The organism is Arthrobacter sp. GAS37, assembly GCF_044908325.1.
GTDB lineage: Bacteria > Actinomycetota > Actinomycetes > Actinomycetales > Micrococcaceae > Arthrobacter > Arthrobacter ramosus.
The window spans coordinates 138,572-165,097 of record NZ_JBIYDB010000001.1; the positions used below are offsets into that span (position 1 = coordinate 138,572).

Annotated in this window: 27 protein-coding genes and 1 pseudogene; 12 read left to right on the top strand and 16 right to left on the bottom strand. The window is 60.5% G+C overall.

All coding sequences use genetic code 11. The features are described from left to right. The first annotated feature begins 71 nt into the window (after positions 1–71). From ABH924_RS00685 to ABH924_RS00695, 3 genes are all read left to right on the top strand, one after another. Entirely contained in the window at positions 72–446 is a 375-nt protein-coding gene (locus ABH924_RS00685) for a hypothetical protein (RefSeq protein ID WP_404496137.1), read from the top strand. Between the two features lie 56 nt (positions 447–502). Next, entirely contained in the window at positions 503–820 is a 318-nt protein-coding gene (locus ABH924_RS00690) for a hypothetical protein (RefSeq protein ID WP_404496139.1), read from the top strand. A gap of 167 nt (positions 821–987) precedes the next feature. Beyond that, positions 988–1,260: a hypothetical protein gene (locus tag ABH924_RS00695; protein WP_404496140.1), complete on the top strand. Its 273-nt coding sequence runs from the start codon at positions 988–990 to the stop codon at positions 1,258–1,260. A gap of 170 nt (positions 1,261–1,430) precedes the next feature. On the opposite strand, the gene ABH924_RS00700 is transcribed toward ABH924_RS00695, so the two are convergent. From ABH924_RS00700 to ABH924_RS00755, 12 genes and pseudogenes are all read right to left on the bottom strand, one after another. Then, a complete protein-coding gene (locus ABH924_RS00700) occupies positions 1,431–2,105 on the bottom strand; it encodes a recombinase family protein (protein WP_404496142.1) in 675 nt (224 codons plus the stop codon). A 108-nt stretch (positions 2,106–2,213) separates the two neighbouring features. Then, entirely contained in the window at positions 2,214–2,402 is a 189-nt protein-coding gene (locus ABH924_RS00705) for a hypothetical protein (RefSeq protein ID WP_404496144.1), read from the bottom strand. Positions 2,403–2,452: 50 nt separating this feature from the next. Next, on the bottom strand, positions 2,453–2,740 hold the full coding sequence (locus ABH924_RS00710) for a hypothetical protein (RefSeq protein ID WP_404496146.1): 288 nt from the start codon (positions 2,738–2,740) through the stop codon (positions 2,453–2,455). A gap of 13 nt (positions 2,741–2,753) precedes the next feature. After that, a complete protein-coding gene (locus ABH924_RS00715; RefSeq protein ID WP_404496148.1) occupies positions 2,754–3,704 on the bottom strand; it encodes a tail fiber domain-containing protein in 951 nt (316 codons plus the stop codon). Between the two features lie 241 nt (positions 3,705–3,945). After that, complete coding sequence (locus ABH924_RS00720) at positions 3,946–4,389, bottom strand: hypothetical protein (RefSeq protein ID WP_404496150.1); 444 nt, start codon at positions 4,387–4,389, stop codon at positions 3,946–3,948. Between the two features lie 158 nt (positions 4,390–4,547). Then, positions 4,548–5,852, bottom strand: coding sequence for a replicative DNA helicase (locus ABH924_RS00725; RefSeq protein ID WP_404496152.1), 1,305 nt, complete (start codon positions 5,850–5,852; stop codon positions 4,548–4,550). Then, on the bottom strand, positions 5,849–6,679 hold the full coding sequence (locus ABH924_RS00730) for a hypothetical protein (protein WP_404496154.1): 831 nt from the start codon (positions 6,677–6,679) through the stop codon (positions 5,849–5,851). The genes ABH924_RS00725 and ABH924_RS00730 overlap by 4 nt, the downstream gene beginning before the upstream one ends. Beyond that, on the bottom strand, positions 6,672–6,953 hold the full coding sequence (locus ABH924_RS00735) for a hypothetical protein (RefSeq protein WP_404496156.1): 282 nt from the start codon (positions 6,951–6,953) through the stop codon (positions 6,672–6,674). The genes ABH924_RS00730 and ABH924_RS00735 overlap by 8 nt, the downstream gene beginning before the upstream one ends. Further along, on the bottom strand, positions 6,950–7,168 hold the full coding sequence (locus ABH924_RS00740; protein WP_404496158.1) for a hypothetical protein: 219 nt from the start codon (positions 7,166–7,168) through the stop codon (positions 6,950–6,952). The genes ABH924_RS00735 and ABH924_RS00740 overlap by 4 nt, the downstream gene beginning before the upstream one ends. Positions 7,169–7,362: 194 nt before the next feature. Then, on the bottom strand, positions 7,363–7,926 hold the full coding sequence (locus tag ABH924_RS00745) for a hypothetical protein (RefSeq protein WP_404496160.1): 564 nt from the start codon (positions 7,924–7,926) through the stop codon (positions 7,363–7,365). Next, positions 7,923–9,263, bottom strand: a complete 1,341-nt coding sequence (locus ABH924_RS00750) for a recombinase family protein (protein ID WP_404496162.1) — start codon at positions 9,261–9,263, stop codon at positions 7,923–7,925. Before ABH924_RS00750 ends, ABH924_RS00745 begins: the two co-directional genes overlap by 4 nt. A gap of 85 nt (positions 9,264–9,348) precedes the next feature. Continuing rightward, positions 9,349–10,344, bottom strand: a pseudogene (locus ABH924_RS00755) (CpaF family protein); the annotation flags it as partial. Positions 10,345–10,829: 485 nt separating this feature from the next. Here ABH924_RS00755 and ABH924_RS00760 point away from each other — a divergent pair. Beyond that, positions 10,830–13,259 carry a polysaccharide deacetylase family protein gene (locus tag ABH924_RS00760; protein WP_404496164.1) on the top strand — a complete coding sequence of 810 codons (2,430 nt, stop codon included), beginning with the start codon at positions 10,830–10,832 and terminating at the stop codon, positions 13,257–13,259. A gap of 341 nt (positions 13,260–13,600) precedes the next feature. Here ABH924_RS00760 and ABH924_RS00765 read toward each other — a convergent pair whose 3' ends face one another. Continuing rightward, positions 13,601–13,807 carry a hypothetical protein gene (locus tag ABH924_RS00765; RefSeq protein ID WP_404496166.1) on the bottom strand — a complete coding sequence of 69 codons (207 nt, stop codon included), beginning with the start codon at positions 13,805–13,807 and terminating at the stop codon, positions 13,601–13,603. Between the two features lie 67 nt (positions 13,808–13,874). On the opposite strand from ABH924_RS00765, the gene ABH924_RS00770 reads away from it, so the two are divergent. The 3 genes from ABH924_RS00770 to ABH924_RS00780 all read left to right on the top strand — a co-directional run bounded on the left by ABH924_RS00770 (position 13,875) and on the right by ABH924_RS00780 (position 18,900). Next, positions 13,875–15,971 carry a lysozyme gene (locus tag ABH924_RS00770; RefSeq protein WP_404496168.1) on the top strand — a complete coding sequence of 699 codons (2,097 nt, stop codon included), beginning with the start codon at positions 13,875–13,877 and terminating at the stop codon, positions 15,969–15,971. A 140-nt stretch (positions 15,972–16,111) separates the two neighbouring features. Continuing rightward, positions 16,112–17,176, top strand: coding sequence for a substrate-binding domain-containing protein (locus ABH924_RS00775; RefSeq protein ID WP_404496170.1), 1,065 nt, complete (start codon positions 16,112–16,114; stop codon positions 17,174–17,176). Further along, a complete protein-coding gene (locus ABH924_RS00780; protein WP_404496172.1) occupies positions 17,173–18,900 on the top strand; it encodes a DUF2142 domain-containing protein in 1,728 nt (575 codons plus the stop codon). Before ABH924_RS00775 ends, ABH924_RS00780 begins: the two co-directional genes overlap by 4 nt. Before the next feature lie 92 nt (positions 18,901–18,992). On the opposite strand, the gene ABH924_RS00785 is transcribed toward ABH924_RS00780, so the two are convergent. The 3 genes from ABH924_RS00785 to ABH924_RS00795 are packed head-to-tail and all read right to left on the bottom strand — an operon-like array spanning position 18,993 to position 22,194. Further along, complete coding sequence (locus ABH924_RS00785) at positions 18,993–20,402, bottom strand: sugar nucleotide-binding protein (protein WP_404496174.1); 1,410 nt, start codon at positions 20,400–20,402, stop codon at positions 18,993–18,995. A 3-nt stretch (positions 20,403–20,405) separates the two neighbouring features. Then, positions 20,406–21,404 (bottom strand): dTDP-glucose 4,6-dehydratase, encoded by a 999-nt coding sequence (gene rfbB, locus ABH924_RS00790; RefSeq protein WP_404496176.1) that lies wholly within the window; start codon positions 21,402–21,404, stop codon positions 20,406–20,408. A 34-nt stretch (positions 21,405–21,438) separates the two neighbouring features. After that, complete coding sequence (locus ABH924_RS00795; protein ID WP_234748101.1) at positions 21,439–22,194, bottom strand: glycosyltransferase; 756 nt, start codon at positions 22,192–22,194, stop codon at positions 21,439–21,441. Between the two features lie 387 nt (positions 22,195–22,581). Here ABH924_RS00795 and ABH924_RS00800 point away from each other — a divergent pair, with 387 nt between their 5' ends. Genes ABH924_RS00800 through ABH924_RS00820 form a run of 5 tightly spaced genes read left to right on the top strand, consistent with a single transcriptional unit; the run spans position 22,582 to position 26,521 of the window. Next, a complete protein-coding gene (locus tag ABH924_RS00800) occupies positions 22,582–23,529 on the top strand; it encodes a polysaccharide biosynthesis protein (RefSeq protein WP_404496179.1) in 948 nt (315 codons plus the stop codon). Positions 23,530–23,539: 10 nt separating this feature from the next. Continuing rightward, complete coding sequence (locus tag ABH924_RS00805) at positions 23,540–24,472, top strand: glycosyltransferase (protein ID WP_234748105.1); 933 nt, start codon at positions 23,540–23,542, stop codon at positions 24,470–24,472. A gap of 14 nt (positions 24,473–24,486) precedes the next feature. Beyond that, positions 24,487–25,242, top strand: coding sequence for a glycosyltransferase family 2 protein (locus tag ABH924_RS00810; protein WP_404496180.1), 756 nt, complete (start codon positions 24,487–24,489; stop codon positions 25,240–25,242). Next, positions 25,242–25,625, top strand: coding sequence for a DUF2304 domain-containing protein (locus tag ABH924_RS00815; protein WP_234748108.1), 384 nt, complete (start codon positions 25,242–25,244; stop codon positions 25,623–25,625). The genes ABH924_RS00810 and ABH924_RS00815 overlap by 1 nt, the downstream gene beginning before the upstream one ends. Before the next feature lie 8 nt (positions 25,626–25,633). Then, positions 25,634–26,521 (top strand): glycosyltransferase, encoded by an 888-nt coding sequence (locus ABH924_RS00820; protein WP_234748110.1) that lies wholly within the window; start codon positions 25,634–25,636, stop codon positions 26,519–26,521. Positions 26,522–26,526 lie beyond the last annotated feature (5 nt).

The following is a 26,526-nucleotide window of genomic DNA, read 5'->3' on the forward strand; positions in this document are numbered from 1 at the left end:
CATCGAATGATACTGTCCGAACAAATCCGCCTCTGGGAGGCAGGGTTTCAACGTTCATTTTGGGGGAATGAGTGAATAGAAACTTTCCGGTCCTTGTCGGCGCAATAGTCGCGGCGGCTGTCCTGACAGGTTGCGGCGGCCCGCAAAAGGATGCCACCTATGAGAACGCCACGAAGCTACGGGAGGCCGTGATCGCGTCCGGGGTGGACTGTCCGGGGGATGCGCCTGATCCGTCCAAGGATGGGACCGAGGACTTCATCAAATGTTCCAGTGACATGGGGTTGCACGTGTTCACGACAGACAGTGAGATGAGCCTGGGCAAGACCCTGATGTCTTTCACGAAGACGACGTCCCTGCAGGGGCCTCGTTGGATCGTGGAAGCTCATGACGCGTCCGTGCTGGCCAAGATCAAGGACAAGCTTGGCGGATCGCTGGTGGTCCCGTGAGCGGCAGGAAGCCGCGTCGGCAGGGTTGCGACATCAACGATATAGCGAAGGGGTAAATGATGAAACCAGGTAAGTCGCGGAAGTGGATCATCGCTGGACTGATACTGCAGGGAATTGGCAGCGCCCTTTATTTAGGGGGGCTGGCCAATTCGTTGAAAGCGTCTATTTTCAGCGATACCAGCGGTTCGAACAGCGGAATGGCAATCGGCGGGTTGCTGGCCCTGCTCGGTTGGATATCACTTCTGGTCGGCATAAGCCGTGCCAGTGCTGGGATCGACTACCTTGTTAGCTTGGCCCCCGAGCCAGTAGCGAGGCTCGAGCAAGCACAAGTTGCCTCGGCGCAAGCTGCCAAAGACGGTCTAGAACCGTCCTGATAGAAGGGGACTGCAATGACTAATCCCGCTGGCTGGTATCCGGATCCGTCCAGTGCGCCTCAGACGCGCGCCAGTGTGACCTCTCGGGCGGACAGTGAGTCTGCCAAAGGATCGCGACCTAAGCCTTAGTATTGCCGCAGCGGTCCAATCGAAACCATGGGGGCATCGTGGAGTTCAGCAAGTCGGCTAGTGTGTTTCTTTCCGGCATCATTTTTATCGTTGGGGGTTCCGCTCTTTCCTGGTTCTTCGGATTTATTGCTGGCGTGGCGGTTACGCGCAATTCCGACCCCCAGCTATTTGTGATCTTGGCGTTTTGTGCCCTTGGCTTGGTACTTCTGGGGTTCATTCAACTGGTGGTGGCTGCGTACCGAGCGCTCGTGAAGATTGACGCACTACGTGTGCCCGTGCCGAGGGCTGTTGAGCAGGAGTGGCGCAGGTAGTTGAATCGCCCCCCGCTACTGAGAGTCCTGAGGGTTCGACGGTCAGGCGTCACCTCATGTGATCGCATTGATTTGCAAGACCTAACAAAAGAGCCCCGCCATCGTGATTAGCAACCACGGGGCAGGGCTCTTTGGTGATCGGGAGGTGGGTCAGTCACCGTTGACCCGGTTTATGCGCTTTGGAGCACCTTCTTGATGGTGGAGGCGTACCAGCGGGCGCCACCCTGAGCCGTCGGAACTTGGCGTTCTGTGAGGCTGTTGGCAATGGCCAGCATCGACCGGCCGGATGCGTGAGCAGTCTTGATCTCGCGCACGACATCTGCGGACATCGTGCGGGGGCGGCCAAAGTTCGTCGGAATGCCGCTGTCCATGGCCTGGCGCTTCTTTTCTGCCATGCCTTCGCGGGTACGGGCGCCGATCAACTCCCGCTCATACTGTGCGGCCGCCGCCAGGATGTTGCCGGTAAAGCGGCTTGCCGGATCCGACGTGTCAATGTTCGAGCCTGGAACGACTATGCCCCATCCCTTACGGGCGGCACGGTCCTGCATGCCGGCAAAGTCGGCCACAGAGCGGCTGACGCGGTCGAGACGCACAGCCAACAGGAAGTTGGCATCTCCTGCGTCCAAACGATCCAGAGCCGACGTGAGGCCCGGGCGCTTCATGTTCTTGGCGGAAAGACCTTCGTCCGCAACGATCTCGACATCCCAGCCGCGGCGTTCCGCTTCCGCGAGAAGCGTTACCCGCTGCGCGTCAAGCGATGCGCCGTGTTCCACCTGATCAGACGTACTCACCCTGACGTACGCGAGGGCGAGAGGCTTGATGCGGATGGATTTCTTCGTTGCCATGTCCCTGAATTTACACCAAAGGTTCCATTGGTGTAAATAGTCCATGCGTGAAACAGAAAAGACGCCGCTCCCGGCGAAGGGAAGCGGCGTCTTTTCGTTTGGGTGGTGTCAGCCTTGAATCTGGGCCTGCCTTAGGGCGAAGGCAGCGCCGGCGAGGTATGCCCTTTGCGCTTTGGTGGCCTCGAGGGCCCCCGAGTCAATGAGCTCAAGGATGCCTTCGATCTGTCCGGCCGACTTGCCCGCAATCTCGGCGGGAAGCTGCTCGGCCGCGCCTTCCGGGTCGAGGTTGGTGCTCATGGTCCAATTCTCCAGCTTCTCCGGTGTATTCAAGGTGTTTTCGCTCCCGTTCACAGGTGATCACCCGCGTGGACGTCGAGCCCATTCGCCTCGGTGACGTCGAAGTGCGCGTCGATGCCATGGGCGCGCAGCCACTTCATGAGTCCTTGAATGGCTTCCGTCACAAGGATGACATGCTCCGGGGTGACGAGATCAGGCCGTTCCTTTAGTTCAGCGATGATGGCCTGCAGCTCGGCCCACTGCGTTTCAAAATGCGCGACGATCGCGGCATTCCATACCGCTACCTGCTCGTTCGCGGGCATCACATCATTGAGGCTCGGGTTCTCTATGTTCGACATGTCGTCGGGTCTCCTATTGCTGAGGCTGGATGGTGTATGCCAGCGGCGCCGGCTGCGGTGACGGGGCCGCGGATGCAGGGACGTTCGCTGCAACCGGGGACGCCGCCGGGGGTGTGAAGGATGGGATAAGGGTTGCCATCGCGTTGTTCAGGGCTGTGATCTGCGCGTCCTGGTGTTTGACGACTGACAGAAGCGCGACGCTGAGCAGGTCGTACCGGACAGAGTCGATCTGGCCTTCAAACCACTGGACGAGTTCGGGGCAGTATTGAGCAACCTGTTCGGCAATGAGTCCGTATTCGTTTGTCGGCGCCGTGGCCGGGGCTTTGGGGATCTTGTCGTACAGGACCGGCGTGAGCGCGAGGACGTTTGCGGGGTCGGTGTAGTGGCTCCGTACGTTTTCCTTGTACCGGATGCTCGAGACGTTGCGGCCGAATGAGTAGTTGGCGTCGTTCCCTACCCAGACTTGGTAGAAGGACGTTCCGCCGACGTTGTTGGTCCACCCGGATTGTGAGCCGATAGCGTCCGTTGCCGAAGCTACGCGGCTTGTGATGTCGCCACCGGCGTGCGTGTGTGCTGACGGGGCGTAGGTGGCCGGTTTGTTGGTGATGTTTGGCCAGTCAACATTCCCGGAACCGACCTGAGCCCACATGCCGTTGTATTTCACTTCGATGCCGTAGTTGCCGGGACTTGAATTGGTAAGCGGCCCGAACCTGGCTACCGGATTCCCTGCCGTGTCGTAGGCGGTGATCGACCCGTCATTGGTGAGCATCCCGACGATATTCTTGCTGTTGGCGTCGAAGGCGTGCACGCCTTTGGCATCGATCGTGATGCCGGGGACACCGCCGCCCTGCCCCGTGGAGGCGTTCAAAAGGATCGGTTGAGTGGACAGGTCCCGGAGCACCCGCTCAATCTCGTTGAGGCGATTTACGAGGTAGTACTGATCGCCTAGAACCGCATTGACCATGTTTTAGAGTTCCTTTGCTGATTGGGTGTTGCGAGGATGATTGGGGCAGCCGGCCTCATGGCTGGCTTCGGAGATGTTTAGGTAGTAGCTGTCCTCTACGATCCGGACAACCGGGACGCAAAGCTCGCACTTTCTCGGCGGGGTGGGGTACGCCCCGCGGGGCGTACCCCGGCCTTTGGCGGGAGTGGTGGCACTCAGTGCGGTATAGCCAAGTGCGAGCGATTCAGGGGCGTTCAGCGGCTCAGGCATCGAGCGCTCGCAGTTCTTCCGGTACGACGGTGCCAACGAGTATCTGTTGCGCCGGTGTCAGGTCCAGCCGGTTCAGGACGTTCTTCATGACAGCGACGAACATCCCCGCCGTCTGCTCGTCGATCCGTAACCTACGTTCCTCAAAGTTCGACTTGGCCAGGAGATCCAGGAACTTCGCAGTCCTCTCAAGCGCCCGTTCGTACAGGCCGACTTCGACCTTCAAGGATTCAACTCCGAGCTTCGACGTCGTGGAGATCTCCTGCAGCGCGTTCACCCTTGCAGCCAACGCAGCCTTCATCGCAAGTGACTCGGTGGCCAGTAGCGCTAAGGCCTCCAGCGGGTTTGTGACGGCTTCCAAACCCTCGGAGGCAATCACCGCACGGACGTCCGCTTCTACCGCTGCCACCTCCAGCCTGCGGGCCGCTGCGGCCTTCACGTGGCCAGCGGATCCGCCATGTGTCGCGCAAACAGTGCCACCCGCAATCGGCGAGCGCTGGCATGGCCCACCACTTGAACGGTGAGCGGAACACTTCGATTTCATAGGTCGGGCTTCTTTCGGGGCTTCCATAGGTCGGGTGTATTCGTCTGCGTCATTCATGCGGCGGTCCTCGGCGTGGGTGGGGTGCCTTTGTCGAGCGCCATTGAGTAGTGGCCCAAGAAGTCAAGCTGTGCGACGTTGGTGGAGCCGTTGCGGTTCTTCGCCACGAGCATGGCGAGGTCGCCTCGTTTTTCGCCCATGATTTCCCGGTGGAGCAGGATCACTACGTCTGCGTCTTGCTCCACCGCGCCGGATTCGCGGAGGTCGGAGATTTTCGGCATTTGGTCATCCCGTTGCGTGGATCCTCGGTTGAGCTGGGAGAGGGCAACTACTGGGATCTCCATGTCCATAGCGAGGATTTTGAGTTGCCGCGACATGTCCGCGACGAATTCATGCCGGGGCCGTTTATCGCCGGCCGGTTGGGACATGAGCTGCAGATAATCCACGACGAGCCCGGCGAGCGGCTGGCGTCGGTTTACGGAGCGGGCAAAGCGCTTGATGTCCGTGATTGACACCCCCGAGTTGTCATCGACAAAGAGGGGGACGTTCTGCCATGCGGCACGTCGGGTCCGGATCTTCTCCCAGTCGCCCGGGGTGAGGTCCCGTTCGATGAGTCGCCGCAGGTCGATGCGCAGGTCCGCGGATACGGCCCGCATCTGCACATCTGACTCCGACATTTCAAGCGAGGAAAAGGCCACTGAGCCTTTTGCTGTCAGCGCCTTGGCAAGCTGCAGGGCAATCACGGATTTACCGACCGATGGCCGCGCCCCCACCACATACAAGCCGCCTGGACGTAGACCACCGATGATGTCGTTTAGGGCAGACCAGGGCGTTGGCGCATAGTTCGGCTTCTCGTCCAGTTGCCCGAGCATGGCATCGATGGTTTCCCCGAAGTGCTGCACGGTCGATGTAGTGGCCGTCGATGTCGAATCAACCGCTTTCCGGGCTAGTTCCACAAGTTCGGACTCGTCGCCCGGTTGATGTGCCATGGACGCGATCTGCTGCCCTGCGGTGGCGAGACGGCGGCGGATGGCCTGCTTCGCTACGATCTCCGCGTAATACCCTGCGTTCGCCGCGGTAGGCACGTTCCCTGCTAGCTCGTGCAGGTAGGCATAGCCGCCGACCTTCGTTACCTCGCCTTCACGAGTCAACGCATCGCTAACGGTAACGACGTCCACGGGTTCTCCGCGGCCAAGCATTGCCACGATCGTCCGGAAGATGGTTTCGTGCGCGGGCCTGTAGAAGTCCGGGCCATTGATGATCTCTGTGACGTCCTGAACAGCATCCCGGGACAGCATCATCGCCCCGAGAATAGATCGTTCCGCCTCGATGTCCTGTGGCGGCGTTGTTGCCTCGCTCATGCTGCACCCTGCGTCCGGTGGAAGCTCGGGTCCCAAGGGCTACCTGTCGGGATCTGCAACTGTCCCGAAGGCTCGTCTTCCCAGCGACCCTCGTTCAGCCAGGTTGCCGGGTGAGGCGTGAACTTGGGATCCTTCCCGGCCACCTCAATTCGAAGTGATTCAACGCCGGACATGATCGTTTCGACATCGGCAGACTTCAGCGCCTTGACGAAGGCCTTTTGCGCAGCCACCTTTCCGACCCTGCGCGGGTAGCTGGACCAGAAAGCATCAAACTCCGTCGAAGAATTTGATGAAGAAGTATTCTCTCGCTCTATCTCTCTCTCTGCTTGAACAAGGCTTGCCGAGGGCTTGGAAGAGGCTTGATCCTGGCCTTGAGGGGTGGCTTTAGCCTGGGCTTTAGGGGTAGCTACAGGGTGGGCTACAGCCTTGGCTTGAGCCTTGGCTTCGGCTGCACGCTTGCCACCCTTCGCCCCACCCGCCGACATCCGCCGGGACCGTTCAGCTATCACTTGTGCAGGATCCTGATGCTCGAGGTAGTCGTGCACGTAGGCCTTGCCCTCGGGCACTTCCGGGCAGTCCGGGCAATCATGTCCAGCACGGTGCCACATGTCCGCCGCGACGAGCATGTCGGCATCTTCCCTACCGGCATTAACCGCGTGGAGCCCGACTCGCTCGGGGACAACTCCGTCTGTGAGCATTTGGGCCGAGTAGAGGATCGACCAGAGGTGCAGCAGGACGGCCGCGGGAGATTCGAGGAGTACCTCGCCGGTCTTCGGGTTGGAAAAGTAGTTCCGATCCACCTTTGCCCAGAGTCGTTTATCAGCCATGATTGACCACCTCGGCCTCTTCGAGGGCAGCCTCCCAGGCAAGTCCGTTCGCGATAGTGTCCGCCTCGACCATGAAGCACAAGTCCGGACGGGCCCAACTAAGCGACTCGGGAACAGGCGCGGGAGCCAGGTCACGGACTAGGAGCCGGATGACATCCCCCGGCCGGGCACGGCCGAGCTTCTCGTCTGCGTAGCGATCTAATTGGGCCGCATCGTAAAACCGGCCGGAACGGTACTCGTAGAGGTCAATGAGGATGACTTGAGAGATGATCACGCGGCGGCCCCGCGTGAATTCGGGCGGAGCAGAACCGCGATGCGGTCTATCTGTTCATTTGTGAGGGGCGGAGCTTCCGCGACAACCTTAGAGACGTAGGCCGCGAGCTTGGCGGCGCGCAGGTCGCGTCGCGCCGCCAGCAATTCGGAATCGTCTTCGCAACGGGAGCGGGACAGAGCGCCAACACGGGCGTTGTAGTGGGTAACAGACTTCATTTCGGACGGACTCCAAGTAGAGTTCCAGTCCGAAACGGATCAGGGCGCTTAGCGCGTACGGGAGGTGGTATTTGCCGCTTTCCTCCCGGGGCGGCACCGAATCTCGTTGGTGTAATTACAACGCTTAGATTCGCCTAGCTCGATCATACACATGCGCATGGGCTTCCGCAACGCAGTATCGTCCGCTGCGGCTGTTACTTCGCAATCCCACCCTCGATGCTGCACTTGTCCCGCCCGCTGAACACCGTTTCCAGATACCGCTTCCCCATGGTGGTGAAACGCATTCCCCCACCCTTCCACTCGCACTTACCGCAGTCTGGAATTCTCGGGTTCAGCTTGATCCAACTGCCGGGTTCTACCGGCATAGCCTCGAGATACTCGGCGGACATGTCTCGACGGTCAAGCTCGAGCCGCACAATCTCATTTCCATCAGGGCCGACCTGGATCCGGAGCAAGCCTCTGACCCGTGCGATTGCGTGGCGCTTCTTGGGACAGGTGAACGTCACCCAAGGCATCCGAACCGGCACCCCAACCATCCTCGGGTTCCGAGCATGTCTGCGGGCCTCTGCCACCCACTGTTGGAGTGGAGCGAGGTTGATTACCTCTTTTGCAATCCTGTCCCACTCCTCGTGCAAAGCTCGGCCATGTTTGTCGACGGGTGAGTCTGACGGGTAATAGGGGTGGGGTTGGACGTGCGGCAGAGCATTCCAATCAATTGCAGCAGATCCTTTTGCGTCCGTAGCCTCCACGCCAGTCATACCGTCCTCCATTCGATGCGGATCCTGTTTGGGTCGAACGTCCTCGGCGCACTCTTCCCTATTGGATCAACGATAGGCACTAGAAGAGCGTCAATGACGGCGCGCTGCCGCTCGATGCCTGCCGACTCCCACCATGCCCTTACATTTTGGGCCGCAGACGCGGGCACCACCGCTGACCGAGCTGCTGCAGCGATGTCCTTGTCAATCGTGTCGAGCTTGGCCTGTACACGGGTAGTAATGGCCTCCAACTGCTTCCCGGTAATCAGGCCGTCCGCGAAACTGTCAGCGGCTTCGTCCATGCGTGCACGCAGAGTGAGCGCTTCGCTCTGCAGTCGGTGTTGTCGCCCTTGGTCCTGAGGTCCGGCGAGGCGGGCAATGACCCCCGGCTGATCCAATCGCAGCAGTACGGTCTCAGTGACCAGATGTTCCACTGGCTCCGCTGTTTGGAAGGCGTGGCCAACGCCTTTTGTTGGGCACTTGTAGTAGAACTTCGTGCGGGAATCGCCGCCTGCCCGGGATGACGTTTTCATGGCGCCCCCGCACGTTCCGCATTGCAGCAACCCAGCGAGCAGGTGCCGAACCCTCGAGTCAGTCTGGGTGCGGCGCGCCGGGTTGGAAATGATGGCAGAGACCGTACGCCATTCGTCCTCAGTGATGATGGGAGGAAACGTAGACTTCCCCACGATCTCCCCTCGATAGGCCGACAGGCCGGCATTGGTGGGCCTGAGCAAGAGGTTTCGCACGCTCGTTGACGTCCATTGCTGGCCCCGCCTCGTTGCGATCCCGCGTGCATTCAAGTCCTTCACTATGGATCCGATGCTGGCTCCGCTGATTGTCGCAGAGATGGCTTGCCGGATTTCCGCTGCGTCATCCTCGATGATGAGCGGCGTGCCGTCCGGCATCTTCCATCCGAAGGGCACAGGACCGCCCGTGAACGCCCCCGTCTGGGCTAGTTGTAGCTTCTTGCGGGTTATGCGCTCAGATTTGTGTTCAGATTCGTACCGCGCCCACGCTCCGAGCGTTCGGGCAACGGCCCGGCCCGAGGGTGTGCTCAGGTCAATTTCACCGGCCTTGACTGTTTGCGTGGTGATCCCCTGGGCCTCCGATACGTCGATGTATTCCTCCAGCTCACGCGGAGATCGGTGCAAACGGTCGGTGTGCCACGCAACGACGCCTTGAACCGTGCCGGCCTTCATTGCTTCCAGCATTTCCCGGTACCGCGGCCGAACCTTGCCGCCGTAGGCGCTGATGTCGTTGTCGACAAATACGTGGGCAACTTCCCACCCGAGCTTGTGCGCAATTTCGCGGCAGTCCTGTTCTTGGCGCTGAACGCCCAAGCCCGCGCCTTCGCGGTCTTTCGAGATGCGGCAGTAGATTGCTGCGCGGATGTGTTGCTTCATACTCCAAACCATAGTGCATCCGTAGTGTATTGACATAGAACGCGCTTGAGATGTTCCCGCCGGCCAGCAGCGGCAGGGTGCAAATCTTGGTCACGGCATCATGGGCAGAGTTCGCATGGACGGTACACATGCCCGGCAACCCCGAATTCAACGCAATAAGCATGTCCAGGCTTTCGGCTTCCCGGACTTCGCCCACCACGAGACGATCCGGCCGCATGCGAAGAGCCTCTTTGACGAGCCGGCGTAAGGGAATTTCGCCTTGACCCTCGAGGTTTGGCTGGCGGCACTGGAGGCCAACGACGTCACGCAGCGGGAAATGGAGTTCAAAGATCTCTTCGACGGTGATGACCCGCTCCCGGGAGCCGATGTTGGCCGCCAGGCAGTTGAGCATTGTGGTCTTTCCTGCCTGGGTGGCTCCTGAGACGAGAATGTTCAATCCACTGGCCACCGCAGCTCCCAGGAATCCGGCCGACCCGGCCGTCAGCGTCCCCAGCTCCACTAGATGCTCGAGCCGGGTCGCCTTGACCACGAATTTGCGGATATTCACGGCCCAATGGCGGCGGGTGACGTCGGGAATGACGACATGGAGCCGAGAGCCATCGGACAGGGCGGCGTCCACAAAGGGTGAGGAGAGGTCCAGCCTGCGCCCGGAACTCTTGAGCATCCGCTCAACGAGGTCGCGAACCTGCTGCTCGGTGAGGCTGATCGAGGTAAGTTCGGATTCGCCATTCCGGGCAACGTAGACCTCGTTGGGCGCGTTGAGCCAGACCTCTTCGATGGTGGGGTCGTCCAGAAGCGGCTGGAGCTGCCCGAAGCCAGCAACGGCGTCGAACACGTACTTGCGCGCTGTGTCCAAATGCCCCAAAGGAGGCAAGGGGCCCAGAAGCGCCCGCTCATCGTAGTCATTCACGGCGGCCTCGACGAGGCGGTGCACTTCGGCTGCCTGGCTCAAAGGATCCAGTCCGCGCCGACGAATCAGCTCCCGGACCTCGTCCTCGACGATGCGCAAAGCCTCCATGTTCCCCCCAATGCAGCATGCGCCCAGGCGCTGCGGAAACCTTCAACAGGGTTAAGGCTAGGGGAGGTTGCAGCACCCTGCCAAGTCAATTCGGGGCGGTTGTGGATAACCATCAACAGGATGCACGAAATCGGGACGGAGCTTGGCCACTACTCGAGTGTTGACGGTGACTAAATACGAGTGTTGACACCCTGATTGGCCGCTCGTAGCGTCGAGTAATCAGGCGCGCGCCATTGGCCAAAAGGGCCAAGCGCCTATTGCTGTTACGCCATCGACGCGCCACCGGGTTAATAACAAATGAATGCCCACGATGAGTACTGGCAACGCCCGAATTGTGCTAGCGGGAAAACTGCACGGAAGGTCGCACCAGTCATGTTGCAGGCGCGACGAACGGACTTGAGATGCAAGACGGGTGCATGGTGGCTTCCCGCATTGGGCGGAGGCCCTCCTTTAAAGCTCAAAAAAACCACCGAAAAGCGTTTGCCATGGCGGCTGCCGCGCTTCTTTTAGCGACGCTCTTCAATGCGGCCCTTCTGACCCAGCCAGCCCAGGCTGCTGGTCCTCTTACGGTCACTTTGACGTTTGACGATGCAAATGCCGATCAGGTGGCTGCTGCGGCTTATCTGAACTCGAAAGGAATGTTCGGAACATTCTTCCTTCCCTCCGGCTATCTGAATGCGCCGACTTACCTGACAACCGCCCAGGCACTCGCCCTCCAATCGGCAGGCAATGAAATTGCCGGGCATACGGTCACGCACCCCGATCTTGCCCAGATGGATGCGAACGAGGTGGCACGCCAGGTATGCAATGACCGCGTCAACCTGACCAACATGGGCTTCCGGGTCACGAATTTCGCCTACCCCTTTGCATCCGCTACTCCAGCCGTGGAACAAACAGTCGCATCCTGCGGCTACAACAGCGCCCGCGGCCTCGGCGACCTGAAGAGCAAAGCTGCTCCAACGTTGACCGAAGTGGCCGAACCGTTGCCGGTTCCTACCGCGGACCTTTACTTCACCAAAGCGCCTGACGAAGTGGACAACACTTGGGCCCTGACTGACCTGCAGGCCGTCGTGACCCAAGCGGAGGCTGGTGGCGGATGGGTCCAGTTGACTTTCCATCACTTCGACTCCACCTCCGATCCGTTGACCGTCACGACAGCCAATTTCCAGGCCTACGTGAATTGGCTCGCGACGGAACAAACGGCAGGCAGGATCGTCGTCAAGACGGTGCGTCAGGTGATGGCCGCCCAATTTCCGGACCCGGCAAATCCGGCGCTCGATGTGGATAAGCCACTCGTCAATGGACCGGCTGCCCCGCCACCCATCACGGTCGGAAACCTGATCCAGAACCCGAGTTTGGAAACGGCCGGTCCGGTGGCCACTGGCCTCCCGTATTGCTGGGCAATTGGCTCATTCGGCACCAACACCCACACCTTTACCAGCGTGTCCCCGGGTCACACGGGAATCGTCGCAGAACAGATGGTAATTTCCGGCTACGTTGACGGCGATGCCAAGCTCCTGCCGACTTTGGACTTGGGCCAATGTGCGCCGAGCGCTACGCCCGGTCACTCCTATCAAATGTCCGCTTGGTATACGGCGACGGCGCCGACCCAATTCGAGCTGTACTACCGAACGGGCCTGGGCACGTGGACTTATTGGACCGCAAGTCCGAATTTTGTCGCCGCAACAGCCTGGACCCAGGCCACCTGGACCTCACCGCCGGTTCCGGCAGGTGCGAGCGCAATCAGCATGGGCTTGAATCTGCTGAGCAATGGAACCCTGATAACGGATGACTACGCGCTGTACGACTCGGTTGCGGTGGCCAGTGTGTTCAAGTCGATCACCCCGAGCAGGCTGCTCGACACCCGCAACAGCACCCCGGTGCCGCCCGGGGGCACTGTCTCCTTCCAAGTCGGCGGCGTCAACGGCATCCCGGCAACGGTCTCGGCGGTGACCTTCAACCTCACGGTGGCCAACCCGACGTCGTTCGGATTCGTCACGGCCTACCCATCGGGAACCGCCCGTCCGAATGCCTCCAACGTGAACTACGCCACCGGTCAAATCGTCCCCAACCTGGTCACGGTTCCCGTGGGGTCGGACGGGAAGGTCACCCTTTACAACCAGTCATCGGGAACCGCGCAACTCATCGCGGACGTCTCCGGGTACTACCTCCCGGCTGCCGCATCGGCGCCCGGGGACTTCCAAGCGCTGGCGCCAAGCAGGTTCCTTGACACCCGCAACAGCACACCGGCGGCACCGGGCGGCACGGTCTCCTTCCAGGTCGGCGGGGTCAATGGCATCCCGGCGACGGTCTCGGCGGTGACCTTCAACCTCACCGTGGCCAACCCGACGTCGTTCGGATTCGTCACGGCGTACGCGTCCGGAACAGCACGGCCGAACGCCTCGAACCTGAACTACGCCACCGGACAGATCGTCCCTAATCTGGTCACGGTTCCCGTGGGGTCGGACGGAAAAGTCACCCTCTACAACCAGTCATCGGGAACCACCCAACTCATCGCGGACGTCTCCGGGTACTACCTGGCCGGCACCGCAACGGCATCGGGAACGTTCCAACCCATCGCACCAAACAGGTTCCTCGACACCCGCAACAGCACACCGGTGGCACCGAACGGAACAGTGTCCTTCCAGGTCGGCGGTGTCAGCGGCATCCCCGCAACGGTCTCGGCAGTCACCTTCAACCTCACGGTAGCCAATCCGACGTCGTTCGGATTCGCCACCGCATACGCTTCCGGAACCGCACGGCCGAACACATCCAATTTGAACTACGCCACTAATCAAATTGTCCCCAACCTGGTCACGGTCCCGGTGGGTGCCGATGGAAAGGTCACGCTTTACAGCCAATCCTCGGGCACGGCACAACTCATCGCGGACGTCTCCGGGTACTTCCTGCCATGAACTCCTGAATACACAGCACCGAAGTAGAAAACACCGCCGCCCCGGCCTGCAATACGCAGGCCGGGGCGGCGGTGTTTGCAGAGTTGCGGCCGGGTAGGAAGTATCTGAACCGCACTGAACCACTCACTCAAATCCCATTGACCACATTAGCACCACCTTGCACATCAGTGTTATGGTTGCCTTCGAATTAGAAGTGCCAACAGCCAATTGCCGCCGCAGATTTGAAACGGTGGGATGAATCAGGGTGCCGCTCCATCGGGAACCGGCAATCTCGTGTGGAGCCAAGAAATGAAGACCATTCAATTTAAAGCCCCTGCCTCCACTTTCCGGGTGCGCCGCGTTCATGACCTTGCGCTAACAGCTTTGTGCGGCGCGGCGGTCTTGCTTCTCTCGGCAACGACGGCGGTTGCCGCACCGGTTCCTTCCCCGACGTCGTCTCCCGCGGTTTCACCCCAAACGACGCCGACACCGCTGCCGACCGCAAGCTCCACGCCTTCACCAACGCCGCCAGCGGCAAAAAGCCAGGCGGCAACGCCGTCGCCAACCACGACGACCCAAAGCAGCGCAGATCGCCAAGCCGGAATGCGCGCAGCTGCGGGACCAGGGGGCGCGCAAATGGGCCAACGCTCCCCACGAGTGCAGGGCGCGCTAACTGCCCAGGGCAGCTGGACGCCCACCTTCGGCATTCAGGGTCTTGATGTCAGCTACTACCAGGCTGGTGTCGATTGGCAGCAGCAGTGGAACATGGGAGCGCGATTCGCCTACGTTAAGGCCAGCGAGGGTAACTATTACACCAGCCCCTCCTATAGTTCGCAGTACCAAGGTTCACGGGCGGTCGGAATGATTCGCGGCGCCTACCACTTCGCGATTCCCAACTGGTCCTCAGGCGCGGACCAGGCCAACTACTTCGTGCAAAACGGCGGCGGATGGAGTTCGGACGGCGCAACCTTGCCACCCGTCCTGGACATTGAGTTCAATCCGTATGCAGGGCAGACCATCAACGGCGTCTACATGGGCAATACCTGCTACGACATGTCACCCGCCCAACTCACGTCGTGGGTACAGAATTTCGGCAACACCATGCGTTCCCTGACCGGCCGGCTCCCGATGATCTACACCAACACGAGTTGGTGGAAGCAGTGCACCGGAGATCCTGCCGGATTCGGGGACTACCCCCTCTGGGTCGCCGCATACCCAGGCGGCCCGTCGAACGACGCTGGAATTCTTCCGTCCAGTTGGGCTAACTACAGCATGTGGCAGTACAGCAGTACCGGTCCCTTCAGCGGCGACTCGGACGTCTGGAACGGCGACTATGCTTCCCTCCAAAGGTTCGCCGGAAGTCCAGCCAGGGGTTCATTCGATTCACTGTCCCTCGTTCGGGACACCACCTCGGCATACCTGAGGGTCACGGGCTGGTCCGTAGACCTTTCCAGACCCTGGGTATCGACTCCCGTCAATATTTCGGTCACCGATCCGGGCAACGTGACCACCGGGTACTCGTTCCTGGCGAACGCATATCGGCCAGACGTGGATCAAGCCTTCGGTTATGGCCCGGCACACGGTTTTGACAACAACATCCAGATCACCGCATCGGGTACATACAAGGTTTGCGCGAGCGCCGTCAGCGTCAACGGCAATGTTGACCTTGGCTGCAAGAGTTTTCAGGCAAATGGAGTTGAACCTCCCGTCGGGTCGTTCGACACCCTCGGACAGGTTCGTGCTCCGGACGACGTTTCCCTTCGCCTGACGGGCTGGGCCGTAGACCGCGCCAACCCTCAAACTGCCTCGTTCGCCGACGCATACGTCACAGACCCCAGCGGACAGACCACGGGCTACCGCATCACGGCCAACACATCCAGGCCGGATGTGGGAAGCGCTACTGGCTACGGTTCGAACCATGGCTTCGACAAGTCGATCAGCCTTAGTAAAGCCGGCACCTATCACGTATGTACCTACGCCATTGGGCAGTACTACAACACCGCGCTGGGCTGCAAAGACATCACTGTCGGATCCAACCCGCCGCCGAAGGGATATTACGACTCCATTCGAATCTCGCAGGCACCTGGCGCGGCCAACATCGTTGTGACGGGCTGGGCGTTCGACCCCACCAACACCGCGGCCAGCATCCCCGTGCATGTCTACGTCCAGGCACCGGATGGAAGCAATGTCGGCACTGCGTTCACGGCAAATCAATCCCGTCCCGATCTGAACAACGCCTTCGGCATAAGCGGTAACCACGGCTTCAGCGCCTCGCTCGCGACAAAGGGCACCGGCACCTACACCGCCTGCGCTTATGCCATCGCAGTTGCCCCGCTCGCGACCGGGAACACGGCGCTTGGATGCATGTCCATTCAGGTAGGCAGTACGCCAGTCCCGGCCGGCTATCTCGACTCCGTCGGAGTTGCATCGGTGTCAGGACAGGCCAATATCAGGGCGACGGGGTGGACATACGACCCGGCGGTCCCGGGCTCGTCCAATCCTGTGCACGTCTACATTACGTATCCTGACGGGACCCGCCAAGGGTACGCCTTCACGGCGAACCTTTCGAGGGCTGATGTGAACAACGCTTTCGGCATTACCGGAAACCACGGCTACTCGACCCTGGTCCCCATCACCCAAAGGGGCAGATACACAGTTTGTACTTATGGCATCGGGATAGCACAGTACAGCTCAGGCAACTCGCTCGCAGGCTGCCAATCCCTGAATTACTAAGTCTCCTGCAAGGAGCAGGACCTGTGTACCGCGCCTCAACCAGCGGGCGTCGAGCCGAAACGGGCTACGGCGCTCAGGTTGAACGGTTAGGGTTATCAAGACGCAAGTCTCAGCTATACCCGTAATCGAAAGGACCCCCGGTGCATCATCGGTCGATTCACCGAGCGGCAGGATGCCTCCTGCTTCTCGGTATCAGCTTGGCCGCCTGTGCCAGTCCCCCAGCCAAACAGCAAAACATCCGCGGCGCGCTCACTGCGATTGGAAGTCCCATTCAGAGCGATCCGATCGGAGCCTGGTCCAGCGCTTGGAAAAAGACCTTCACGGCCACGTCATTGAGCTACTCCCCGGACGGCTCTGACGTCGGGCTGACAGCCTTGGCCACGGGCCAAGCCTATTATGCGGCCCTCGACGCCCCCTTGACGGCTCCACAACAAGACGCGACCAAGGCCGAGTGCGGTCCCGGCGGGGCTTTCAGCGTCCCGACCTCGGTGACCTCTATCGGCGTCGTCTTTAACATGCCAAGCATCCGGAGCCTCAAGCTCACGCCAGACGTGCTCGCTGGGATCTTCACCGGAGATATCAAACGTTGGGATGACAAGGCGATCGCAGCGATCAATCCGGGAACCACGCTCCCGGACGCGCCAATCGTCCCCGTAACAGCGAGCACAACTTCAGCACTGACCTCGGCCAGTACGGGCTACCTGGCGTCCTCCCCCAGTTGGTCCTCCGGGGTAACCAACAAATGGCCCAAGGTACCTGGCGGCCAAGAGGTAAAGAACTTCAGCGACATCGCCAAGAAAGTCGACGGCACCGCCGGCGCAATAGCTTTCATGGACTCAGCGTCCATCGGGTCCAGGTTTGACACGGCGTTGCTGTCGTTCGGCGGCAGCTTCGTCAGAATGTCCAAGGACTCAGTGGCAGCGGCCGTCCAGGATGGCACCACAACAACGGTGGCCACGGGAGTCGAGTTTCACCTTCCGGGCAAAACCGACCACGGCTACGCATTGGGGAACGTGAACTACCAGGCATTTTGTACGAGCTATAAGAACGGGGAGGTTGCGTCCCTCGTGAAATCCTGGGCAGACTTCGTGGTCGGTTCCGATGGGCAGGTCGCATCGACCTATTTCGCCGGGGTGGCCTCCCCGAGTGAACAGTCCCTGCAGGATGCTTCACGCCTGATTAAGAAGATCGGGAGCGACCAGTGATCGACCAACCAGCTGCTCAAGGGCCTGCTCGTCCCGACGTTCGAAGGCAGGCTCTCCCTCCGGCAGGACGGCTGCGGTCCCGGGCCCGCAATGTGTCGCCCGCCACCAAGGCCGGATTCGGTTTCTTCATCCGCGTTTTCGCGTTGCTCTCAGTGCTGATCACGCTCTGGATCCTGGCCACGCCCCTGATGGCGTATCCCGATGAGCCTGCCCACACGATCAAGGCAGCAGCCGTGGCGAGGGGGCAGTTCTTCCCGGGTCCCGGCGAGTCCTATGGCAACGGGATCCACGTGCAGGTTCCCTCCTACATCGCCAACGTCGATTCCCAGCGGTGTTTTGCCTTCCTCAAAGAAATGCCCGCGGGCTGTGCGCCTGATATCCCCCTTGGCGACACGTACACCACCATCGGCGTGACCTCGGCGGGCTTGTACAACCCCTTCTACTATTGGTTCGTCGGGCTCCCTAGCCTGTTCATGTCCGGGGCCCCCGCAATCTTTGCCATGCGTATTGTCAGCGGTCTCATGTCGGCCGCCTTCTACGCGGCCGGATTCACCGCATTATCCAGGCTGCGGCATCCCAAGTGGCCCATGGTTGCCGCCGCCGTCGCAACAACGCCCATGGTTTTCTTCCTGGCCACCGGAGTCAATCCGAACTCCTTGGAAGTCGCGGCGTCGATGGCGGCCTTCTGCGGCCTGGTCTCCGTACTTGAGAACTCAAGCCAGCTTCATCTTGCCCGCCCGGGAATCCTGGCAGTCGGAGTATCGGCAGCGACCTTGGCCAATACCAGGAATGTGTCATTGTTGTGGCTCCTTTGCGGAGCGATTGTGGCCTGCCTCTTCTTCCGGGGCGCCGACATCGTTGCAATCTTCCGCAATCGGTTATTGCTCATTGTCGCCGGATTGTCCGCAATCGGAGTGGCACTGGGTGTCATTTGGAACTTCATCATGTTGACGGCGCCTCCTTCGGCAGGCGAGGCACCCGCCGGAATTTCCAATGCGGTTGAAGGCCTCCGCCCCTCCAATGCCTTCGCCACCATGCTGGACAGGTCGTTCGACTTCGTCAACCAGTACATCGGCGTCGCGGGCTGGCTTGATGCTCCGGTGCCGCAAGCCGTCCTGATGTTCTGGAACATGCTTCTCATTGCCCTGCTGCTGATGGTCTTCCTGATGCGTCCGGCTCGATTGCAATTGGGCTTTTGGGCAGCCATCGGAATGCTTGCGGTCGTTCCCGCCCTGGTCCAGGCTGCACTGGTCACCAGCAGCGGTTTTATCTGGCAAGGACGGTACAGCCTCCCGTTGTTCGCGATCGCTGTCATTTCGGCCGGGTTGGCGCTCCGGTTCCGCAAGTTCCCCGCGAATCTCATCGGCCGCAGGGTCACCAAGATTCTTCTTTGGGCAACCTGCGCTGCCCATGTGTACGGCTTCGTGTATATCCTGCGACGGTACGTCGTGGGAATACCGGACTTCGCGAACTGGCTGGTGATGTTCACCAAGCCGGATTGGCAGCCGCCGCTTTCCTGGGAAGTCCTCACACTGCTCTTCGCCGGTGCATTGGTCGTTGCGGCCGCCCAGCTGTACCGTTTCCTCTACCCCGGTCTGCCGTTCCTCCCGGTCCCGGTGATCCGCGCGCTGAGTTGGGCGGCTCGCCGCCCGGCGACGGCCGCCGCCGGGCAGCCAGGCCGGCAAGCAACCCGGGAATCTGCGGAACGCCAGCGCGTCGAGTAAAGACAACTCCCGGTAGCAAAACCCAACGCAAAAGGTCTGGCCAGGCATTGCCTGGCCAGACCTTTTGCGTTGACGAGCTGCGCTTCCGAGTGCTAGCCCCGAAGGTAGGCCGTCAGCCTCTCGCCACTGCTCGCTGGAACAAACCCTGCGCCCTTGATCTTGCTCAAGTCAAGGATGCTCTTCGGCGGCCGCGGGGCTGCGGCCTTGCCTGCAAAATACTCCTCGGTGCTCACGCCGGTGACATCGTCTCCCGAGGCACCGCGGAGCTCGTAGACGTCTCCTGCAATGTCCGCCCACGACTGCGGTTCACCGTCGTTGCTGAGGTTGTACGCGCCGTACGGCGCGTGAGACTCCAACAGGTGCCTGATCCCGGCAGCAATGTCTTCCGTGAAGCTGAGCCGCCCGATCTGGTCGTTGACGACGCTCGGCTTGATTCCGCGATCGGCGAGCGAAGCCATGGTCCGGACGAAGTTGCTGCCTTCGCCAATCACCCAACTGGTGCGCACGATATAGTGGCGCGGGACCACGCTGACGACGGCGTCACCGGCGGCTTTGGTTTGACCGTATACACCAAGCGGGGTGAACGGCTCGTTTTCGTCGTGCGATTCCCGCGACCCGTCGAAGACATAGTCGGACGAGACGTGAACGAGCGTCAGGTCGTGTTCGATCGCGGTCCGGGCGAGGCGTGCAACGGCTGAGACATTTACCTGCCAGGCGGCTTCCCTGCCTTCGGGGCTCTCGGCTGCGTCAACCGCGGTGTAGGCGGCCGCATTAATGATCGTGGAATAGTTCTTCCAGTTCCGTCCGTCGAACGACTTTTCCTTTGACAAGTCAAAGTCGGCTCTTGCCGCGAACTCAATCGAAGGGTCGCCGTCGTACAGTCCACGCAATGCCTTGCCGAGCTGGCCGTCGGCACCCACCACGAGGGTCTTGCGGGACGGCATCGGCTCGACCTCGGCGAGGCGCGGGTGTGCTTTGTCCTTGTCGGACAGCTCAGCCTGGTCCAACGGCACGGGCCAGTCGATGGCGGCCGTCTCGTCGGCCAGGTTCAGGAAGGTGTACTGGCTCTGTGCGTCCGCCGACCAGTGATCGTTGACAAGGTACGTGTAGGCCGTATTGTCCTCGAGGGTCTGGAAGGCGTTGCCCACTCCACGCGGAATGAAGATGGCCTGGCTCGGATCAAGCTCCGCGGTGAAGACCGCCCCGAAAGAAGGACCCTCACGCAGGTCGACCCAGGCCCCGAAAATCCGGCCCGTCGCTACCGAAATGAACTTATCCCAAGGCTCTGCGTGAATGCCGCGCGTTGTGCCGGCCTTCTCGTTGAACGAGATGTTGTTCTGGACAGGACGGAAGTCCGGCAGTCCAAGGGCGACCATTTTCTCCCGCTGCCAGTTCTCCTTGAACCAGCCGCGGTTGTCGCCGTGAACCGGCAGCTCATAAAGAACGACGCCGGGAATCGGCGTTTCGCGGGCCGCGAGCGGCTTCGAAAACTCGATCGTCATGGTCTACTGGCCCTGTTCCTTGTATTTGGCTTCAGTGGCTGCCTTCTGCGGACGCCACCAGGACTCGTTGTCCCGGTACCAATCGATGGTGGCTTCGATTCCGGCGTCGAAATTGGAGTATTGCGGCTGCCAGCCGAGCTCATCGCGGAGCTTGCTGGAATCGATCGCGTACCGGAGGTCGTGGCCCGGCCGGTCAACGACGTGGTCGTAAGCATCGTGCGACTGACCCATGTGCTTGAGGATGAGCTCAACAACGTCTTTGTTGTTCTTCTCGCCATCGGCACCAATCAGGTAGGTTTCGCCGATCCGGCCCTTTTCGATGATGGCGAGCACGGCGGAGGAGTGGTCGTTCGCGTGGATCCAGTCGCGGACGTTTTCACCCTTGCCGTAGAGCTTGGGGCGTATGCCGTCGATCACGTTGGTGATCTGGCGTGGAATGAACTTCTCCACATGCTGGTACGGCCCGTAGTTGTTGGAGCAGTTGCTGATCGTCGCCTGCAGCCCGAACGATCGCACCCAGGCACGCACCAACAGGTCGGATCCGGCTTTGGTCGAAGAGTAGGGGCTGGACGGGTTATACGGCGTCGCCTCCGTGAACCGCTCGGGGTCGTCCAACTCCAGGTCGCCGTACACCTCATCGGTGGAGATGTGGTGGAACCGCTTGCCGTGCTTCCGGGCAGCCTCAATGAGCGTGTACGTCCCGATGATGTTTGTATTCAGGAACGGGCGCGGGTCATGCAGCGAGTTGTCATTGTGGGATTCGGCGGCATAGTGGACCACGACGTCGCAGTCTTCAACCAGCCGATCCACAAGCTCCGCGTCCGAAATGTCACCCTGGACGAACTGGAACCGTTCATCCGGCAGCCCCTTCAAGGAGTCCAAGTTGCCGGCGTACGTTAGTTTGTCGAGAACGGTGACACTGTCCTCAGTGTGCTCCAGGACGTAGTGGACAAAATTCGAACCGATGAAGCCGGCACCGCCGGTAACCAGAAGTTTCTGCATGGGAACAGCCTACCGAACCCCAACGTCAGGGCCGTCAAGACCCCGGACGCACCCGGCGCACCGCTTCGAACATCAGGCGGGCGATCATCAACCGTGCTTTGATGATTTTCACGAGCGAACGCCACCCGGCGGGTGTCTGGTTGTCGTCGTGCAGACGTCGGAGCACAGTCGATTCGTCAAGATGGCGGATGGACCGTGCGACATTTCCGCAAATGGCCAGCCAAAGGTCATGCGATTCGTTGACATAAGACGGAATCGGCACGAAGTAATTGAGCGCATCCCGGCGAATGCCCATGGCGCATCCGTAGTAGGCGCGGTACCCGATCAGAATCGCGAACAGATTGGCCAGGTGCCTCCCCGAGTCGGAAGAACGGAGCCTTGGAATCCAAGGTCTCGGTCCACCTCCGAGGACGTCAAAGTTTCCGGCGACGATCTTGTGGTCGGCCAGCGCATCCAGCATGATTTCCACTCGCCCGGGAATCCATACGTCATCCTGATCGGAAAGCATGATGAATTCGCCCCGGCTCATTCCCACGGCGTGTTCAAACGTCCTGACATAGCCCTTGTTGACTGATGCGCCCACAAAGCGGATCCGTGGGTCCCGAATGCCCCTGACGATCTCGGCGGTGTCATCGGGCGACGCGTCGTCCACGACCACCAGTTCATCGTCGGGACCAAGATCCCGAAGAATCGAGTCAATCTGTTCCTCAATGAAGCGGGATCCCTTGTAGGCCGCAAGGCAGACACTCACCCGGATCGCCTGTCCGTCCGGCGTCGTCGAATCGTTCATGACCTCCACTCTAGGCGAGGTACCGGAACGTTAGCGGGCAGGCATCATCGCGTATCATCGTAAGGTCACGCCGTCGAGCAATAGGACCTACCAGTAATGAAACCCGTGTTGCTTCGACTCGCTGGATTCACGCTGCTTCCGCTTCTCGCACTGGTACTGCCTTTCCTCCTGCTGCCTGTCATTGCCCGTGTCGCAGGGCCGGCTGGTTGGTCAAGCATCACATCCGGCCAGGCCATCGGAGTTTTTGGTGCCACGATCATTCTGTGGAGTTGGAATATTTCAGGCCCTGTGGCCATTGCCCGGAGCCCCTCACCACAGGCTCGCGCGTCGCTTTATTCAAGAAGCATCCGAACGCGCATCATCATTGCGCTTGTTGTCTTTCCGCTCATGAGCATCATCGTGGCCCTCGTAGCGCACGACGGTTACCGCCTTGACGCGATCACCATGGCGTGGGCCACTGCCCTCACCGGCTTTTCCCCGGCCTGGTTCGGTATCGGCACAGGACAACCGCGGATTTTGGCCGTCTATGACACTCTTCCCCGTTTTTGCGCGGCACTGCTCAGTGTGCCATTCATTATTGCGACCGGCCAGATTTGGATCTACGGCGTCCTCGCACTCCTTGCCACCGTTGTGGCCTCGATAGCATTCCAGCTTCGATTCGGAGAAGGCGGGACGTGGTTCCCCAGGCGCCCGGGGAATGCCATCCGCGAGATCGTTCCCGAAACAGGAACCGCGGCAATCAATTTTGCCGGAAGCGCCTACGCCTCATCCCCGGTCCCAATAGCCACAGCGACAGTGCCATTGGCCACGGCCACAGCCGGATTTGCCTCCGCGGACAGCATCTACCGCTTTGGCCTTTTCAGTGTGGTGGCCGTCGGCAACACTTTTCAAAGCTGGACGCTTGAAGGAAACCCGGAGGACTCCCGACGGCGCCACACAGTTGCGCTGATGACGCACCTTGCGCTCGGAGCCGCCGGCGCGCTTGGCCTGGGCCTGCTGGGTCCATGGGCTTCTGCCATCTTGTTCAGCGAGGCGAACAAAGCCGACACCGCGACGTCCGTCTTCTATGGGATTTCCTTTTTCTTCCTCTCGGCTTCAACGCCCCTCATCAGGAACCTCCTCATTCCGGCCGGACGCCAACGAACTGTCCTTCTGTGGACGGGACTCTCGGCAGCTGCAGGAGTCGCGTTCATGGTGGTGGCCGGCTTAAGCTCAAATGTTCCGGGTGTGGCACTAGGAATGGCCATCAGCGAAGCGTTGCTCTTCATCGGCCTTCTCCTCCCCGCGTCAAGGCTGCTGCCTGCCAAGGCGCTCCCCGTAAGTGTGGACGGGTAGGATCATCTCCGTGATTGAAAGTCCACAAAGACGAACCGCAGCGGTGATCGCCGCTTTCAACCCCGACGACGAGCTGCTCACCAACGCTGAAGCCATCGCAACGCAAGTTGACGAGCTCATTGTTGTCGATGACTGCAGTACGTCTCCGGCGTCGGGGCTGATCTTCGACCGCCTTGCCGGGAACGGAACGAAGATACTGCGCCTGGACAACAACTCCGGGATCGCGGCCGCCCTGAACCGCGGACTCGAAGAGCTGGAATCGACCAGCCGCCCGGATTTCGTGCTGACTTTCGACCAAGACTCACTGCCGGTCCCGGATTACGTCTCACATGCGCTGGCCACTTATGACAGCGCCACGGCCGAAGGACAGAAAGTGGGCTTCGTGAGCGCTGAGACGTTCAGCGGGCATCAGGTACCGGTCCTCGGAATGTCCCGCGGATTTTCAGAAGCATTCGATCCCATGCAATCGGGTTTCTTCATCCCGATGACCACCTTGGCCGACGTCGGCAACTTCGAGTCGGGCTTTTTCATCGATTGCGTGGATTCCGAGTTCACCGCGCGAGTCCGGGCAGCCGGCTACAGCATCCTCATCGGGGCAGGCTGCGAAGTCGGGCACAGGCTCGGAGCGCGCCTCCCTGCGAAGGTGCTTGGGCGGCCATTACGGCTCCGCGGCAACGATTTGTCTTTCAACTACTACTCGCCTTTCCGGATGTACTACATCATGCGAAACGGTACTACTCTCGCCCGCAGGTACTGGCGCCGGAACCCGGTTTGGGTGATTCGGCGCCTGCTGGAAGACGCGAAAGCACAGCTTCTCCGCTTCGCCTTCAGCCCGGGTCGACGGTACCTGGCTATCGCCGCTTGGGAGGGGCTCATCGATTCATGCCGCGGACGGCAGGGTCGCATCAGCCAGGACCTCCTCAACCGCATCCAGCCACGATGACTTATAGGAGAACGATGGAAAATCATGACTCAACGCGGGTCCTGGTCATCATGCCGGCGTGGAATGAAGCCGAGTCGGTAGGCGACACCGTCCGCGAAGTCCTCGGTGTCGGATGCCCTTACGACGTGCTGGTCGTCAACGATGGCTCCACCGACGCCACCGCGGAAGTTGCAGCCGAAGCCGGAGCAACAGTCTTGAACCTGCCCTTCAACCTGGGCGTCGGTGGCGCTATGCGCGCCGGCTTCAAATACGCGAAGCGCCTCGGCTACGGCCGTGTGATCCAGGTCGACGCCGATGGGCAGCATGATCCACGGAACATCGGCGAGGTGCTCGCCGGGCTGGAGCACGCCGACATCTCAATCGGCGCCCGATTCGCGGACAAAGGCGAATACAAGGTGAGCGGCCCCCGGAAATGGGCAATGCAGTTCCTCGCGAAAGTCATCTCCGGCCTCGCAAAGACGCGTCTCACGGATGTGACGTCAGGATTTCGTGCTGCCAATGACCGCGCCATCAGCCAGTATCTTGACCACTATCCCGCGGAGTACCTCGGTGACACCATTGACTCCCTTGTCGTGGCGATACGTTCCGGTTGCAAAGTAACCCAGATCCCCGTGGCGATGCGCCCGCGCCAGGGCGGAACTCCGAGCCACAATCCTGCCAAGGCAGCGATCTATCTCGGCCGTTCCACTTTCGCGCTCCTTTTCGCGCTTACCCGTAAGAGATCCGATATTCCATCCGCATCAACAACATGGGCCCAGGAGGCATCCTAATGGGAAATCTGGCGGCCTTCCTCCTCGCTTTGGCGATCGTGGGGATCGTGTTCGAAATGCTGCGGCGCAAGAAGCTCCGTGAGAAGTACGCGGCACTTTGGCTCGTGGTAGGCATTGGAACCTTGGTCCTTGCCGCGTTCCCGAGCTTGCTGACAATCGTTGCCGAACTCGTTGGCGTGCAGCTTCCGTCGAACTTGCTTTTCATTATCAGCATCCTGTTGCTACTGGGAGTCTGTTTGCACCTTTCCTGGGAAATCTCGGTCGTTGAGGATGAGACCAGGACACTGGCCGAGGAAGTTGCGATCATGCGCACCCTCCTTGAGCGCCTCCAAGCTGCCGAGACCCCGGAAGACGACGCATCCACTCCTTCCGGCCCAAAGTAAGGAACCGAATGGCCCTTGACATCTTCATCCCCTATTGGGGGGATCCTGACTACATGCGGCAGGCAGTCGACAGCGTACTGGCACAGAATTCGGACGATTGGCTCCTGACCGTAGTGGACGACGCCTATCCAGGCGATGAGGTCCGCCGATACTTGGAAGAAATCAACGATCCCCGCATTACCTATGTCCGCAAGGAAATCAACGAAGGAATTACGGCGAACTTCCGCACATGTGTCTCCCGCGCAACGCAGGACACGCTTGTGGTCATGGGTTGCGACGACATTCTCCTGCCGAACTTCGTTGATGTCGCACTTCGCGCGCACCGGGATTTTCCAGAAGCCTGGATCATCCAGCCGGGCGTGGAAGTGATCAATGAGGCCGGGGAGAGCGCACGGCCCATTGCGGACCTTGTCAAGCAACACCTGGTCAAGCCTCGCGGATCCGGGCCCAGGGCGGTCAGCGGCGAGAAACTGGCAGTCAGCCTGCTCCATGGTGACTGGCTCTACTGGCCGTCCCTGATTTTCCGTCGGGACAAGATCGAGAACTTCGATTTTCGCGATGGCCTCCACGTCATCCAGGATCTTGGGTTGATCATCGACATGGTCCTGGCAGGAGCTGAGCTGCTCATCGAGCCGGAGGTATGTTTCGCATACCGCAGGCACACGGCCAGTGCCTCTTCGAGCAAATTGCTGGACGGCTCCCGTTTTGCCGGGGAACGCGGCTATTTCGAACTTGCGGCCGAGCTCTGCAGGAAGAAGGGGTGGCGAAATGCGTCAAGGGCAGCGGCATTGCGTCTGACGTCCCGGGCCCATGCTTTCTTGCTCCTGCCCAACGCGGCGTTGCATGGCAGCCCCGCAGCTGTCGGGTCCCTCCTTAGGCATACTCTTGGAAACTAGGAAAT

What these genes read in the sequence shown, in the direction of transcription:
- ABH924_RS00690 (WP_404496139.1), top strand. Translation starts at nt 503, where the DNA reads ATGATGAAACCAGGTAAGTCGCGGAAGTGGATCATCGCTGGACTGATA.
- ABH924_RS00700 (WP_404496142.1), bottom strand. Translation starts at nt 2,105, where the DNA reads ATGGCAACGAAGAAATCCATCCGCATCAAGCCTCTCGCCCTCGCGTAC.
- ABH924_RS00705 (WP_404496144.1), bottom strand. Translation starts at nt 2,402, where the DNA reads ATGAGCACCAACCTCGACCCGGAAGGCGCGGCCGAGCAGCTTCCCGCC.
- ABH924_RS00710 (WP_404496146.1), bottom strand. Translation starts at nt 2,740, where the DNA reads ATGTCGAACATAGAGAACCCGAGCCTCAATGATGTGATGCCCGCGAAC.
- ABH924_RS00715 (WP_404496148.1), bottom strand. Translation starts at nt 3,704, where the DNA reads ATGGTCAATGCGGTTCTAGGCGATCAGTACTACCTCGTAAATCGCCTC.
- ABH924_RS00725 (WP_404496152.1), bottom strand. Translation starts at nt 5,852, where the DNA reads ATGAGCGAGGCAACAACGCCGCCACAGGACATCGAGGCGGAACGATCT.
- ABH924_RS00730 (WP_404496154.1), bottom strand. Translation starts at nt 6,679, where the DNA reads ATGGCTGATAAACGACTCTGGGCAAAGGTGGATCGGAACTACTTTTCC.
- ABH924_RS00740 (WP_404496158.1), bottom strand. Translation starts at nt 7,168, where the DNA reads ATGAAGTCTGTTACCCACTACAACGCCCGTGTTGGCGCTCTGTCCCGC.
- ABH924_RS00745 (WP_404496160.1), bottom strand. Translation starts at nt 7,926, where the DNA reads ATGACTGGCGTGGAGGCTACGGACGCAAAAGGATCTGCTGCAATTGAT.
- ABH924_RS00760 (WP_404496164.1), top strand. Translation starts at nt 10,830, where the DNA reads ATGGCGGCTGCCGCGCTTCTTTTAGCGACGCTCTTCAATGCGGCCCTT.
- ABH924_RS00770 (WP_404496168.1), top strand. Translation starts at nt 13,875, where the DNA reads ATGGGCCAACGCTCCCCACGAGTGCAGGGCGCGCTAACTGCCCAGGGC.
- ABH924_RS00785 (WP_404496174.1), bottom strand. Translation starts at nt 20,402, where the DNA reads ATGACGATCGAGTTTTCGAAGCCGCTCGCGGCCCGCGAAACGCCGATT.
- rfbB (WP_404496176.1), bottom strand. Translation starts at nt 21,404, where the DNA reads ATGCAGAAACTTCTGGTTACCGGCGGTGCCGGCTTCATCGGTTCGAAT.
- ABH924_RS00795 (WP_234748101.1), bottom strand. Translation starts at nt 22,194, where the DNA reads ATGAACGATTCGACGACGCCGGACGGACAGGCGATCCGGGTGAGTGTC.
- ABH924_RS00800 (WP_404496179.1), top strand. Translation starts at nt 22,582, where the DNA reads ATGAGCATCATCGTGGCCCTCGTAGCGCACGACGGTTACCGCCTTGAC.
- ABH924_RS00810 (WP_404496180.1), top strand. Translation starts at nt 24,487, where the DNA reads ATGGAAAATCATGACTCAACGCGGGTCCTGGTCATCATGCCGGCGTGG.
- ABH924_RS00815 (WP_234748108.1), top strand. Translation starts at nt 25,242, where the DNA reads ATGGGAAATCTGGCGGCCTTCCTCCTCGCTTTGGCGATCGTGGGGATC.
- ABH924_RS00820 (WP_234748110.1), top strand. Translation starts at nt 25,634, where the DNA reads ATGGCCCTTGACATCTTCATCCCCTATTGGGGGGATCCTGACTACATG.